This is a genomic window from Blastopirellula marina DSM 3645 (assembly GCF_000153105.1).
Classification (GTDB): Bacteria; Planctomycetota; Planctomycetia; order Pirellulales; family Pirellulaceae; genus Blastopirellula; species Blastopirellula marina.
In genome coordinates, this window is record NZ_CH672376.1 from 3,445,643 (window position 1) to 3,459,821 (window position 14,179).

At 56.4% G+C, this 14,179-nt stretch carries 9 protein-coding genes; 6 read left to right on the forward strand and 3 right to left on the reverse strand.

Annotation, left to right across the window (positions count from 1 at the left end):
* Positions 1-6 precede the first annotated feature (6 nt).
* The 3 genes from DSM3645_RS15820 to DSM3645_RS15830 all read right to left on the reverse strand — a co-directional run bounded on the left by DSM3645_RS15820 (position 7) and on the right by DSM3645_RS15830 (position 4,474).
* Positions 7-1,020 carry an AAA family ATPase gene (locus DSM3645_RS15820; protein ID WP_002653237.1) on the reverse strand — a complete coding sequence of 338 codons (1,014 nt, stop codon included), beginning with the start codon at positions 1,018-1,020 and terminating at the stop codon, positions 7-9.
* Between the two features lie 62 nt (positions 1,021-1,082).
* Entirely contained in the window at positions 1,083-1,919 is an 837-nt protein-coding gene (locus tag DSM3645_RS15825) for a DUF4159 domain-containing protein (protein ID WP_116344417.1), read from the reverse strand.
* The gene (locus tag DSM3645_RS15830; RefSeq protein ID WP_161603358.1) at positions 1,916-4,474 is read right to left on the reverse strand and encodes a tetratricopeptide repeat protein; all 2,559 of its coding nucleotides are present in this window, start codon (positions 4,472-4,474) and stop codon (positions 1,916-1,918) included. The genes DSM3645_RS15825 and DSM3645_RS15830 overlap by 4 nt, the downstream gene beginning before the upstream one ends.
* A 545-nt stretch (positions 4,475-5,019) precedes the next feature.
* Here DSM3645_RS15830 and DSM3645_RS15835 point away from each other — a divergent pair.
* From DSM3645_RS15835 to DSM3645_RS15860, 6 genes are all read left to right on the forward strand, one after another.
* The gene (locus DSM3645_RS15835) at positions 5,020-6,183 is read left to right on the forward strand and encodes an AraC family transcriptional regulator (RefSeq protein WP_002653240.1); all 1,164 of its coding nucleotides are present in this window, start codon (positions 5,020-5,022) and stop codon (positions 6,181-6,183) included.
* A 196-nt stretch (positions 6,184-6,379) separates the two neighbouring features.
* On the forward strand, positions 6,380-7,432 hold the full coding sequence (locus tag DSM3645_RS15840; RefSeq protein ID WP_116344418.1) for an NAD-dependent epimerase/dehydratase family protein: 1,053 nt from the start codon (positions 6,380-6,382) through the stop codon (positions 7,430-7,432).
* On the forward strand, positions 7,419-8,558 hold the full coding sequence (locus tag DSM3645_RS15845; RefSeq protein ID WP_237564827.1) for a dihydrodipicolinate synthase family protein: 1,140 nt from the start codon (positions 7,419-7,421) through the stop codon (positions 8,556-8,558). The genes DSM3645_RS15840 and DSM3645_RS15845 overlap by 14 nt, the downstream gene beginning before the upstream one ends.
* Before the next feature lie 213 nt (positions 8,559-8,771).
* Positions 8,772-10,850 (forward strand): alpha/beta hydrolase, encoded by a 2,079-nt coding sequence (locus tag DSM3645_RS15850; protein ID WP_002653243.1) that lies wholly within the window; start codon positions 8,772-8,774, stop codon positions 10,848-10,850.
* Positions 10,851-11,057: 207 nt separating this feature from the next.
* A complete protein-coding gene (locus DSM3645_RS15855) occupies positions 11,058-11,618 on the forward strand; it encodes an ECF-type sigma factor (protein ID WP_002653244.1) in 561 nt (186 codons plus the stop codon).
* Between the two features lie 125 nt (positions 11,619-11,743).
* Positions 11,744-14,149, forward strand: coding sequence for a serine/threonine protein kinase (locus tag DSM3645_RS15860; protein WP_131282622.1), 2,406 nt, complete (start codon positions 11,744-11,746; stop codon positions 14,147-14,149).
* Positions 14,150-14,179: the final 30 nt, after the last annotated feature.

Sequence of the window (14,179 nt, forward strand, 5' to 3'; positions counted from 1 at the left end):
TGCTCATCAAGCCCCCGGCACTGGAATGGTTTTCAGCAACTTATCGATCACCTTTTCAACCGTCACGCCTTCCGCTTCGGCGCGATAGCCGATGAGAATGCGGTGTCGCAACGTGACATGCGCCAGCGCCTTGATATCTTCGACAGCGACATGCGGACGACCAAGAAGCAAGGCGCGCGCCTTCGCTCCCAAAACCAGATACTGGGCTGCACGCAATCCGGCGCCCCAGGTGACCCAATCGTTCACAAAGTCCGGCGTCGAAGCGCGTCCCGGCCTGGACGCATCCGCAAGTCGGACCGCGTAGCGAACCAGGTCTTCGGCGATCGGTACTTTTTTCACGACGCGATGAAATCGCAGCACGTCCTCTCCGGAGAAAAGCGAGTTGATCTTCTCGTTGCTGCGCGAGGTCGTTTGGCTGACGACCGCAACTTCGTCATCTTCGGGCAAATAGTCCATCCAGATATTGAACATGAAGCGATCGAGCTGCGCTTCCGGCAGCGGGTAAGTTCCCTCCATCTCGATCGGGTTCTGCGTCGCCAACACGAAGAACGGCTCTTCCAGCGGATAGCGAACGCCGGCCGCGGTCACCTGGTGTTCCTGCATCGCTTCCAACAGCGCCGCTTGCGTCTTCGGCGGCGTTCGATTGATTTCATCAGCGAGAATCACGTTGGCGAAAATCGGGCCTCTGGCGAACTGCAACTTGCGCTTGCCATCGTGCGTCTCTTCGAGAATTTCAGTGCCGGTGATGTCGGCCGGCATCAGGTCTGGCGTAAATTGAATCCGTCGAAACTCTAAATCAAAGATCTGCGAAATTGAATTCACCAGCAGCGTCTTCGCCAAGCCCGGCGCGCCGGTAATCAAACAGTGTCCGCCGGCGAACAGACAAAGCAGCAGTTGGTCGATCACTTCCTGTTGTCCGATGACTGCCTTTGACAACTCCGCCAGGATTCGTTCACGGCCGACTCGGATCTGCTCGACCGCCTGTTGTTCGGCGGCGTAAGCTTCGGTCTCGGTACTCACGATGGATGGACTTTCTCGCTGATGTCAAAGGAGGAGGATCGCGCGACTGCGGCAAAGCCGGTTTAGTGCGTCATCGCGTAGGTAATGATGTTGATTCCTAGGGGATAGGCGAAACGCTCCGAGTATTCTTTGAAGTAGGTCGGGTCGACTCCTTCTTCTTCCCAGCCGTCTCCCAAGTCGGTGTTATGGCAAATGATCGCCATCATCCGCCCTTTGTCGTCAAAGATGCCTTTATAGTGCGCCTCTTGGGCATCAGGGCGCTCCGTCCGTCGTCCCCCCATCCAAGCGCCGATGCTGATGATCATCGGTTTTTCCTGTAGGTCGTAGACGAGATGAAAAATGTCATGCTCCAGCGGCAGTTCTTCCGGCTCACGATCCGGAAAAACTCGCTTGATGTTCTGATAGAAGTTGTCCCACTCTTGCTCTCCCCAAAAGTCATCCACCATCAGGAAGCCGCCGTTCAGTAGGTAGCGACGCAGCCCGCGGACTTCGTCGTCTGATAGCAGCATGTCGCCCGGTTCGACCAGATAGAGAAACGGATAGTCCGACAGTTTTTCGTCGGTCAGCTCGACGATTACGCTCTGAGGGTGGACTTCCATCGAAGTCAGCTCGCGCAAGCGATGAGGGAGATTCAAATCACTTTCGGGAAAGTCGACCGCCCACTTGTCGCGCCAACCGTAAGAGCTGTATTTGACCCGCGCAAAGCGGAACGCGTCATGCTGGAAATGCTCGTCAATTTCCCAATCATTTTTCGCGCCGAACTCCGGCGGACTGCCGCGAAATCCCCGGCGGCCCCCCAATCGCGCGCCTGGCCCAAACTGAGCAAAGACGACGCCTGCGATGATTGCGACGACGGCCATCGCCAGAGACCACCGTATCCATGTTTTTTTCAAGATCATTCGACCTCTTCCGTTGATGGCGCAGGGTCTGTGGCAGGCGTTTCATCGCTGGTCTCCGTCAGCGAAAGCAGCAGTTGGTGCGCCTCGCGATAGCGGGGAGCTTCGGCCAGCGCCAATAAGACTTGTTTGCGAGCCTCTTCGAGCCGTCCCGCTTGTTCCAGCAATCGAGCGGCCTGAAAATGAATGTCGGCGGGGTCATAGGGATCCATCCGTGAGAGCGCCTGCAAACCGTCGATCGCCGCAGCTCGGTCGCCGCAGCGCTGGCCGGCCAGCGCTAGTAACCGATGCGGTTCTGGGATCAGCGGATTAACCGCTAGGATTCGCTTCGCATCGACGACGACGGCCCCCCAGTCCTTTTGCTCTTCATGCAGTTGGGCCAAGCGTCGATAGACCGCGACACTATCGGCGCTGAGCTCCGCCAATTGTTCTAACACTGCGATCTCCTGTTGGGTATCGCTCATTTCGCGAGAAATCTTCGCTTTCAACGGCAGGCCGCTCCCCTCGCCGGCATAGTTTGGCGCTAATTCCAGCAGTCGCTCGATTGGCTCCTGCGCCTCTTGCCATTTTTCCTCGTTGATCAGGGCCAGCGCATATTGTTGCAAACCCTTGAAGTTGTCGGGGTGCTCCGCAAGCCAATCTTTCCAGGTCGCCGCATCCGCCCTGGCCGGCAGTTCTTCCTCCGCAAAATCGGCTCCAGCGGCGAACGCATTGGCCCGCTCTTGAATATATTGCTCGAAGCCTGCGTCGATCGCGTCTAAGGGCGCCGCATGCCGCGCGATCGCGTCGTTGATTTGCAGCCCTTTTCCGAGGTCGTCAAGGATCGCACGCAGCGCGTCGATCCCAAATTGATCGACGATAAACTCCACGACGAGCGACGATTCGTAGTAGGCGAACATCAAATGAGCGGCGCTGGCAGGACGGAGAAACGCACCGCTCAGTTCGCTGACCGGCGTCAGGTCGTCGCTGAGGATCATTTTCCGATAGGTAGGCGACATCGACTGTCCCCACGAGCGATCTCGCAAACCTTCTTCATAGACCGAAATACCTTCGCTCAACCAGCGCGGCATCTTATTACGGGTCTTGGTCAAGGTGACGACATGACAAAACTCGTGCCACAAGACGGCCTCCCAATTAGAAGGGGTATTCCCTTGTGATGCTGGTGAGTTCATTGTGATCACGCTGCCAAAACAGACTCCCAAAAATCCGGCGCCGCCCGGCAAGCCAAACGTCCGGATCGCAAAGTCCTGCTGGCGCGGAAAAATCTCGATCGCGACCGTTTCCGGCAGTTCGACCTCATACTTTTCGCAGAGCACCTGTTTCGCTTCGCGCAACAGTTCCAGTACCCGCGGCCCATAGATCTCGGCTTCTTGGGCGTCCATTCGCACGACGAAACCGTCGCTGATTAACGTGCGGTATTTCGCCATATGCTCATGCAGGGTCGAGAGATTATGCGCGACCACGTTGTAGTTGTCGGCGTCAAAAACCTCTTCGGCCAGTTTCCAGCCTGCTTCTTCTTCTCCCAGGCGCAGCAGATCATTGGACAGCTCCATTTTGGCCGGTAGATAGTCGGAGTCGAACGTCAGCGCTTGGCGCTGCGCGGCGGCGGCTTCGGCAAAGCGATATTTCTGCGCGAGGAACTTGCCGATCAGATAGTCGACGTCGGGGTTGTCGGTCCAATGTTGGAGGGCCTTGGCCCGCGCCTGAGTCTCTTGTTCAGAATCGCTACTTAAATGGGCCAACACGGCGCGAATCGCCCAGGCTTTCGGCTGGACAGGATTGATCTTGAGCACCTGCTCTAGCAATTTTTCAGTCTCTTCGTAGCGCTCGGCTTGAAGATGTTCTTCCGCCGCCAAAAGTAGGCTTGGTACATGATGCGGATTGATTGCGAGCGCCTCGTTCAGATACTGCTCCGCTTTTTTCGAATCGCTTGGCTCAAACGACCGCGCTAGGCCGTAGAGGATCCGTGGGTTGTCAGGATCAATTTTTAGGGCGTTTTGAAAATCTTCGGCGGCCAAGGCAAAGTCATTCTTGGCCAGCGCCAGTTCCGCCGCGGTGATGTAGGCGCCTGCATAACGGGGAGCACGTTGCTGAACCTGCTTGAAGAGCGTCGTCCGAATCTGTTTAGGATCGGCCCCAATTTCGAGGAAGAATTGCCCAATGACGACCATGTCTTCAGGAGAGCGATAGCGGCCGCTCGACCGTTCGACCTCGGCGGCGATCTCGGCGAGCACTTCTTTCGCTTTGGCCGATTCTCCTTGAAAACGGCGAACGTCACGCTCGATCCAGCGAAGACGAATACTGTACGTATTGACCTTTTTCGCCTCTTCCAGCGTCTGCACCGCATCGGCATAGCGGCCTAGGATTAGTTCGCTTTCCAGTTTCAGTAGTCGCCACTCTTCTGAGAACGTCCCCTCGGCGATTTCCGCACCCGCTGCGTCCACGCACTTCGCGTATTGACCGGTGCGAAACAATTCCTTGGCCTCGGCCAACGTTTCCGCCGCGCAACTCTGCGACAGGAAAGAGAGTCCTGCTACCGCCAACCCCCAACCGAACATTCGGGACAGCCGAAAAAATCTCGACCCTCGACTGCTGCTCAACTTTTCCAAAACCGGCTCCTTCGCGAACTTTTGGACGAACCGCGACGATGACGCCATTGTAGAAGGCTGGATTCGGGATAGACAAGAAATATTCGCCCATAACAGCGCCTGACCGGCAATAAAAAAGGGGCGCAAAACGAGGATCTCGTCCGATGGGAGGGGAAATCAAGAAAGCGACTCTGGACTTCCGCAGAGCGGCGCGCCTGTTTAAGTGGGACAAGACATGTTGCCTTTGCAACCTGTTGACTCACTATCCTGCTATCTCATGGACCAGCGGAATGTTGACTACCGGCGGAGCTGGCCGAATGAGGGAACCTCGATGTGAAGCAGGAGAAACGTTCCTGCGCATCTGATTGTTGATTAACCTTGATTGAGTTTATCGACTCGAAGCAATCTCCCGAAGAGTAACCTAGGCCGCTAAGCTCCGGCAACGTCGCGACACTCCAATCATCAACTGTAAAAAGGATTGGCGAAATGCAAGAGCGCAATAGAAAGGCGTTTCTTTGAATAGTTCACTACGGGTAGCGCTGTTAATCGAGACCTCGCGAGAGTATGGCCGCGGCTTGCTGCGCGGGATTAGTCGTTTTCAAAGGGAACATGGGCCTTGGTCGATCTACTTTCAGCCGCGTGGCGCCAACGAACCGGTCCCCACGTGGCTAGCAAATTGGAATGGAGATGGGATCCTAGCGCGAGTCGAGGACCGTCGAATGGCGCAGGCGATTCAAAAGACCGGCGTTCCCGCGGTTGACTTGCGTTTCGCGGTTCCCAACCTGAAAATGCCTGGCGTGGGAGTCGACAATCTCGCTCTCGTCAGCCTAGCGCTGGATCACTTCCTGGATCGTGGATTTACCCGGTTCGCTTTTTGCGGATATCCCACCGGGGAATTTATTTGGATGGATCTGCGCGCCAAGCTGTTTCACGATCTCGTGGTCCAAAAGGGATATCGTTGTGAAGTTTTTCCGCAAGATCTCAAAATTGCGAAACCACGAACTTGGGAGCAAGATCAGCGACAACTCGTTCGTTGGATTCGAAAATTAGAGAAGCCAGTAGCGATCATGGCCTGCAACGATAGTCGCGGGCAACAACTCTTAGACGCATGTCGTCGCGCCGAAGCGGATGTCCCGAATGATCTATCGGTATTGGGAGTCGACAATGACGAATTCCTGTGCGGACTTTCGACTCCCCCCTTGAGCAGCATCGATATCAATACGGAACGCATCGGCTATTACGCGGCCGAACTTCTGCAATCGCTGATGAACGGGGCTCCAGCTCCCTCGGAGCCAGTCTTGTTTCCGGCGGAGGCCGTCATTGCCCGCAGGTCGACGGATAGTTTCGCGGTCGAAGACGAAGAGTTTGCCGCCGTACTGCGGTACTTTCGCGAGAATGCCTGCCAGGGGATCCGGATGGCTGATATCACCAAAGCCACCGGGATGGAGCGGCGGACTCTTGAGCGACGCATGAAGTCGACCCTCGGGCGTTCGCCAAAAGACGAACTGATCCGGATCAAGATCGAAGAGTCTCGGCGTCTGTTGGTCCGGACCGATATGTCGATCAAAAATATCGCCCAAGCCGCCGGATTCTCCAATAGCCGTTACTTCAGTCGCGTGTTTCAATCGCGAGTCGGAACCACTCCCCTCGCCTATCGCAAATCAACCCACGAGGGGTAGTCGCTGAACGTTGTGCTTCGTCCCCTGGGTTGTCGCAAAAGTGCACCCATTTGTTCCTTTTATGGACTACGTCCCATTGGGATGACGTCTAGAATATTTGGAATAGCGAATTCACATTCGTACGCGCATTCGATCCTCTTCAATGCTTCGGAAGAAATTGCATTTCCCCTCCCCGAAATACGCCAACAATTCATCCATGCCAATGACTCTTTGGAACACCATCCCCGATACGATCGAGAACGAGTCGCAACTGAACGAGGTTCTGACCAGGCCATCGCCAGAATTGGTGGAAATGATGCGCGGCCTGGACGGGGACCTGTTGATTCTCGGCGCCGGTGGAAAAATGGGGCCCTCTTTGGCCCTGCGGGCTCAGAGAGCGATCGATGAGGCTCAATGTTCTACCAGCATCGTCGCCGCGAGTCGGTTTTCTGATCCGGCTTCCCGTGAGATGCTGCAGACGGCAGGCATCCGTACGGAAAGCGTTGACCTGCTCGACCGCGATTCGCTGGCGCGCCTTCCCGATGCACAAAACATTGTTTATCTGGTCGGTTGCAAGTTCGGAACGAGCAGTAACCCGGCGCAGACTTGGGCGATCAACACGTTGGTTCCTGGACATGCGATGGAGCGATATCCAAACGCAAGGTTCGTCACTCTGTCGACGGGAAACGTCTACCCGTTGATGCCGTCCTCCGGCAAAGGCGCAGCCGAATCGCAGCCGCTGGGCCCCATCGGCGAATATGCCAACGCCGCAGTCGCACGAGAGCGCATTTTTGAGTATTGGTCGCGTCAAACGGGCGCGGCCATTACGCAGATTCGGTTGAACTATGCGACCGATCTTCGCTACGGCGTGTTGACCGATATCGCCCTTCAACTCGCTGCAGAACAGCCGATCAATGTGACGCAAGGCTATCTCAACTGTATTTGGCAAGGGGATGCGAACGACGCGATATTGCGGTCGTTAGCCCTGGCCGAATCTCCGCCGCGCGTCATGAATTTGACAGGTCCTGAGAAAGTTTCGGTAAGATCCGTCGCAGAAACTTTGGGGCGACTCTTGAATCGGCCGGTCCGGTTCACCGGAACCGAAGCCCCCAACGCTCTGTTGAGCGACTCAACTCAATACTGCCGCGTATTGGGAAAACCCCTCGTGTCCATCGATACCATCATTCGCTGGCTGGCGCATTGGATCCATATAAATGGTCGGCTACTCAACAAGCCCACCCATTTTGAGGTGCGTGATGGAGTCTTCTAAAGCATCCTCTCTGACGAGCCTTCCCTCCTCACAAAAGAAGGCGACGCTGGAAAATGGGAGCTATCCGATGCCGGCAAATTGGGTTGTCGAAACGCTCCGCGCCGGAATCGCAATTCCGGCGCATCCGTTGGCGCTAACCGATCAGTTGAAGCTGGATGATCGCAAGCAACGTGGACTATCCCGCTATTACCATGCGGCCGGCGCCAAAGGCCTGGCCGTGGGAGTTCATACGACGCAATTTGAAATTCGTCAACCAAAGCATGCCTTGCTGCAACCGGTGCTAGAGCTTGCCCAGGAAACGATCCGCGCTTGCGACGAAAAGCAGGGACGCAAAACGGTGTTAATCGCCGGGGTCTGTGGTGCTGCGCGCCAGGCGATCGAAGAAGCGCGGCTGGCGCGTGAACTCGGATACCATCTCGGAATGATTTCGCTCTCGGCGCTTCCCGACTTAGATGATCGGGCATTAGTCGAACATTGCCGAGCGATCGCCCATGAGATTCCGATATTTGGATTCTATCTGCAAACTGCCGTAGGGGGACGAAAACTGTCGGTCGACTTTTGGCGGAGTCTGGCCCTGATTCCTAATCTCATTGGAATTAAGATCGCCCCATTCGACCGCTATAAAACTCTGGATGTCCTCCAGGCCGTTGCGGAATCGGGCCGCGGTGACGAGATCGTGTTGTACACCGGCAATGATGATAATATCGTCCTGGACCTGCTCACAAGATATACGTTCCGCAACAATGACCGCCTGCAAAGCTTGCGAATTGTCGGCGGACTGTTAGGGCATTGGGCCTGTTGGACCAAGAGAGCCGTCGAACTCTTAGAGAAATGCAAGCAGACCTGGGATCAGCCGGACGTCGCTTCCGAGTTATTGACGCTGGCCGGCCAAGTCACCGATTGCAATGCGGCGTTGTTTGACGCCAAAAATGACTTTCACGGCTGCATTCCCGGCGTTCACTATGTTTTGCAGCAGCAAGGCCTGTTGGCCAATCTCCATTGTCTCGATCCCCAAGTTGGACTATCGCCCGGTCAGCGCGAGGAGATCAATCGCGTTCGCGCCGCCTATCCCCATTTGATCGATGATCTCTTTGTGGCGGAAAACCGCGATGTATGGCTAGCCTGATCCGTTCGCGCCGGCGTCGACGCAGAAATCGCGCGGAAAGAGAATTTGTCCGGCATCGTCAAATTGCGGGAAGTATTGAAGTAAACTAGGATCGAAGATGGGCGGATGCAGTGGAGCGGCTTCGATTCATTGCGTGCCTTTCCACCGCTCGCACACCTAGCTGCCGCCTTCCATTCCTCTCCCCCTCCCTCCTTTCCTTCTCTGGAGCCGTTTATGCCGTCCGGGACATCGCGTCGTCAGTTTCTCCATTCCGCCTCCGTCGCCACCCTAGGAGCAGCGATCGCACAGCAGTGGTGGGCCAGCGGAGCTGTCGCCCAGCCGCAGCCGACAGAAATGGCGCCGCTCAACCGGTTTCCCCGGATGATGCAGGAGTACTACGTCGACCGGATGCGCGCGTTTCACGACAAACGTATCACACGGCTAGACGCGATTGAAACCAAGGAAGACGCCATCGCGTATGTGAAGTCGTGCCAAGAACGCGTTCGAGAATGCTTGGGCCCCCAACCAGAGCGGACTCCGCTCAAACCGCAGATCACGGGAGTTATCGAGCGGGACGGATATCGCATTGAAAAATTGATCTTTGAAAGCCGCCCCGGTTTTTTCGTCACGTCTAACCTGTACGTCCCCACGAATATCGAAGGGCCGCGTCCCGCGGTGGTTGGCACGTGCGGACATTCGCACAACGGCAAAGCCGAAGCAGCCTATCAGTCGTTCTCGCAAGGGCTCGCTAGAAAAGGCTATGTCTGCTTGATCTTCGATCCCATCGGACAAGGAGAGCGACTTCAGTATGTCAATGAACATCTCAAATCGCATGTCGGCGTCGGGGTTCAAGAACATCTGCTGGCCGGAAATCAAAAGTTTTTGGTGGGCGAATCGTTCAGCATGTGGCGCGCCTGGGACGGCATGCGGGCGCTCGACTATCTACTGACGCGCGACGAAGTCGACCCGGCGCAGATCGGCGTGACAGGCAACTCAGGCGGCGGCACGATGACCACGTTGCTCAGCGGGATCGACCCACGCTGGGCGATGTCGGCTCCGTCCTGTTATGTAACCTCATTCGTCCGAAACCTGGAGAATGAGTTGCCCGCCGATACCGAACAATGTCCTCCCAACGCGCTCGCGCTGGGACTCGATCATGAGGACTTTTTGGCCGCCCTGGCTCCCAAACCGGTGATTATTCTGGCCAAGGAACAAGATTTCTTCGACGTTCGCGGCGCTGAAGCGGCTTACGTTCGACTCAAACGTCTGTACGGAAAGTTGGGAAAAGAAGAGAACATTGGACTTTTTGTCGGCCCCACGCGTCACGGATTCACGCAAGAGAATCGCGAAGCAATGTATGGCTGGTTCAACGGCGTGACCGGAATTGACAACGGACCGGCCGAGCCTGACTTGACGATCGAAAAGGACGAAACTCTCTGGTGCGTTCCCGAAGGCCAGGTCAGTCAGCTGAACTCAAAGACGGTTCAGCAGTTTACCCGAGAGAAGGCGCAGACGCTCGCCCAACAGCGAGGCGAAGTCGCTGCTCATGAACTAAAAACGTTGGTAAAACATTGGCTCGGCGATCGAAATCCGCCCACCGACCCGCACTATCGAATTCTCCGCAATCGGCGTGATCGCCAGTATCCGCGCAAGTATTTTGCGTCCTATGCCGTTGAGTCCGAGCCCGGCGTCCAGGCAATCGTCTATCGGATCAGTGACGATTGGCACTTCTCACGCCCGGCCAAAGGCTCGAAGCAGGCCGTCTTGTACGTATCACATCACTCGGCGGATGCGGAGCTGCGCGAGAATGAGTTGCTCGCCCAAACTATCGGCGAAAATCCAAACGTGCCGGTCTACACGCTCGATGTCCGCGGCGTAGGAGAATCACAGCCCAATACGGCCGATGTGAACTCCTACCTCAGCGCCTACGGTTGCGACTTTCTCTACGCAATTCATGGAGTCATGTTCGGCGACGCTTATCCACGTCAGCGGACGTTCGATGTGCTGACGGTGTTGAACTGGTTAAATACATTCGATCATCAAGAGATTCACCTGATCGCCAACGGCTGGGGAGCCATCCCGTCCACGTTCGCCGCGGTTCTCCACCCCAGCGTCAAACGGGTCACGCTGCAGCACGCGCTGACATCGTACACGGACCTCGCCGCCGCCGAGGACTACGAGTGGCCGCTCTCAGCCATGACGCCCGACATCCTTCAACAGTTTGATCTGCCAGATTGCTATCGATATCTAAAATCGAAAGGGTTGAAACAAATTGACCCCTGGGGCCCCAAGGCAGGCAAAATGGACTCCTGATGTGCGGCGCCCCGAAGCGGTCAGTTTAAGGGTATGAAGGATTCGTCGTTACTATCGATCGCGGCGATTCGGACTCTCCAATTGCCAATTTCATCGCGGCCTGATTATCCTAGATATAAGACGCTTGGTAATTTCACAGAGAAAACTTCGCTTGTCTCCCTAGGCGACGAAGTTTCCGTACCCCAACTCTTTTTTCCGGTCGCCATTTTGACGAAGAGTGACGTAACTCAGATCCTGAATGCGCTCCATCAAGGAGAGCGGATTGCGGCGGAGCAGTTGTTGCCGCTCGTCTATGAAGAATTGCGGAAGCTGGCCGGCAGCAAGATGGCGCAGGAAGTCGTCGATCACACATTACAGCCAACCGCACTGGTGCACGAAGCCTATTTGCGTCTCGTCGGGAATGGAGGAAACTGGGAAAATCGTGGCCATTTTTTTGCGGCGGCCGCCGAAGCGATGCGTCGCATTCTGATCGAGGAGGCGCGACGGCGGGCCAGCATCAAGCGGGGAGGCGATCGCGCCATTGTAGAACTGCCCGACAACCTGATCGGCGACCGTCAAAACCAGAGCGAATCAATTCTGGCCCTCGACGAGGCGCTGCAGAAGTTGGAAGTCGCCGATCCTGACTCCTACAAGCTGGTGATGCTACGTTATTTTGGCGGGCTCACCGTAGACGAGGCGGCCGCTGCTTTGGGGGTTTCTCCCCGCACCGCCAAACGCCACTGGAGTTTCGCTCGGGCCTGGTTGCAGCGAGAAATCGAGCGAAACTGAGACGATCGGCATGTTTTCTGGCACTCCCTCTCCCTGCTTTTCGCATTGCTAATTGGACGGTTCCAGCAGGAGCCAGCCCGTCTCTTCGCCGTTCGAATTCCTTGCGTGAAGAATCAGCCGTTTCGATGACCATCGAGCGAGAAAAGTCGATCTTTTTAGCGGCGCTGGAGCATTCCAGCGACCGTGAGAGGGCCGAATTTCTCGTTCAACAATGCCAGGGCGATCTGGCCATGCAAGCGTCGATCGAACAGCTGATCGCCGCGCATGACCGGTCGGTCAACGTGCTCGACCAGGAAACCGACGACCGCGTCTATCTCCAGCAACAAGTCAAATCGGCCGCGAAGGCGATCGCTTTGAACGCGAACTGGGGAAGCGACAACTCGGGGCCCGCGCTCGAGTCGGATGCGGCGGAGCACGAATTTATTGACAACTACTTGCTGCTGGAGAAATTGGGCGAAGGGGGATTTGGTCAGGTTTACGTCGCCGAGCAAAGAGTCCCCGTCCGCCGTCGCGTCGCGATCAAACTGTTGAAATCGGGTCTGCTGTCTCGCGACTCTGTCGCCCGATTTGAAGCCGAGCGTCAAGCTTTGGCGATGATGGATCATCCGAACATCGCGCGCATCTTCGATGCAGGGACGACGGCGGCGGATCAGCCTTACTTTGTGATGGAACTGGTGCGCGGCGTCCATATCACCACGTTTTGTCAGCAGCAAAGCATGCCGGTCGGTGGACGTCTGCGACTGTTTGTCGACGTTTGCCATGCCGTTCAGCACGCGCATCAAAAAGGGATTATTCATCGCGACTTGAAACCGTCGAACGTGTTGGTGACGCTGCACGACGTCGCGCCAGTCGCCAAGGTGATCGATTTTGGCGTGGCGAAGGCGCTCAACGAGCCTTTGACCGAGAAAACGATCTATACTCGCTTCGCCCAGATGATCGGCACGCCGATGTACATGAGCCCCGAGCAAGCCGAAATGAATGCGCTGGATGTCGATACGCGAAGCGACATCTATTCGTTAGGCGTTCTACTGTACGAACTGCTGACAGAAACAACGCCTTTCGATCAAAAACGTCTGCAAACCGCGACGTTTGACGAGATGCGACGGATGATTCGCGAAGAAGACCCGCCGCGCCCCAGTGCGCGTCTCACGGCCTGTAATCAAGCGGCGGCGATGGTCCGCGATCCCAGAGCGCTGAACCTGCGCTCTCGCGCCAGTGAACTGCGAGGGGATCTTGATTGGATCGTGATGAAGGCGCTCGAGAAGGATCGCCGCCGCCGGTACGAAACGGCCTCGGATTTGGCGCGCGACGTCCAGCGATATCTTGATCAACAGCCCGTGGTGGCGCGTCCTCCCTCACATTGGTATCGTCTGACGCGATTCGCGCGGCGCAACAAGGTCGCCTTTGTATCGACCCTGCTGATTCTGTTGTCATTGATCGGCGGCACGGTGATCAGCACCTGGCAAGCGATCGTCGCCACCCAGGCGCAGCGCGAAACTGAAAAGTTTCGCCAAGAAGCGGTCGCTTCGGTCGAGCATTTGAAAGAGGCGAACGTTTTGCTGGATAGCGCTCGGGCCAATACGGACGAGCAACGTTGGGCGTTGGCGCAAGCTCAATACACGAGAGCGACGCAGTTGCAGCCGCAGCATTATCTGACTTGGTCTGGCCGAGGTTCGTTGTACGCTCGCGTCGGCGCCTTCAATGCGTCGGCGGCGGACTACGCTCGGGCGCTTTCTTTAGGAGCCCCTGCAAATAATCCGGCTTGGTGGGGAGTCCCGCAGCTTTGTCTGCACGCAAACGATCAAACCGCTTATTTGAATATCTGTCGGGAACTGCGGAGCCAATTGGCGACGACCGACGACCATGGCCAAGTCGCGTTTAATATTCGCGGCCTCTGCCTACGTCCGTTGGGCGACGACGAAGCGCGTTTGCTTACCAAGCGGATGGACGCAATTTTACAAAGCGAGGAAGATCACCCGTGGATGCGTGGGCTTCCCTTCGCGGACGATCATCCTTCTCCCCCGCGAGACCATGGTCACTTTCCGATGCCCTTTGCGGGCGGAGGACCTCCCGGCTTTCGCGGTCCCCCAGGTATGATGCGCGAAATCGGTATTTATGTCACCGGCCTGGCCTACTACCGCAGTGGGCAGCCAGCACGAGCAATCGAACTGCTCCAAGAGTTTGCCGACGCCGAGCATGACCACCCGCTCAGCGATTTGGCGTCGCCCGTTTTGGCCCTCGCGCAGCATGAATTAGGCGACCGCGACGCGGCGTTGGAAGCTTTGGAAAAGTCGCAGCAGATTATCGATCGCTGGCTCGACAATAGGGTCGTCGATTCAACCGAATCGGGAACAATTCCATGGTTTGACTTTTTGGAAATGAATATTCTTCACCGCGAGGCGTTTCAAAAGATCTACGACAGACCGTTGGCTCAAGATCGGCGATTCGAGCTGATTGAATCCCACGCTCGAGCCTTGCTGATGGGCGGCAACGCGACCGATGCGCCAACGCTTTCTCCCGCTCGCAGGTAATGTTGGCACCTTTTCTAGCCCAATCTCGCA

Bases quoted from the DNA above. Each gene is read 5' to 3' on its own strand.
- DSM3645_RS15845 (WP_237564827.1), top strand. From the start codon at position 7,419: ATGGAGTCTTCTAAAGCATCCTCTCTGACGAGCCTTCCCTCCTCACAA.
- DSM3645_RS15850 (WP_002653243.1), top strand. From the start codon at position 8,772: ATGCCGTCCGGGACATCGCGTCGTCAGTTTCTCCATTCCGCCTCCGTC.
- DSM3645_RS15860 (WP_131282622.1), top strand. From the start codon at position 11,744: ATGACCATCGAGCGAGAAAAGTCGATCTTTTTAGCGGCGCTGGAGCAT.
- DSM3645_RS15830 (WP_161603358.1), bottom strand. From the start codon at position 4,474: ATGTTCGGTTGGGGGTTGGCGGTAGCAGGACTCTCTTTCCTGTCGCAG.
- DSM3645_RS15840 (WP_116344418.1), top strand. From the start codon at position 6,380: ATGCCAATGACTCTTTGGAACACCATCCCCGATACGATCGAGAACGAG.
- DSM3645_RS15825 (WP_116344417.1), bottom strand. From the start codon at position 1,919: ATGATCTTGAAAAAAACATGGATACGGTGGTCTCTGGCGATGGCCGTC.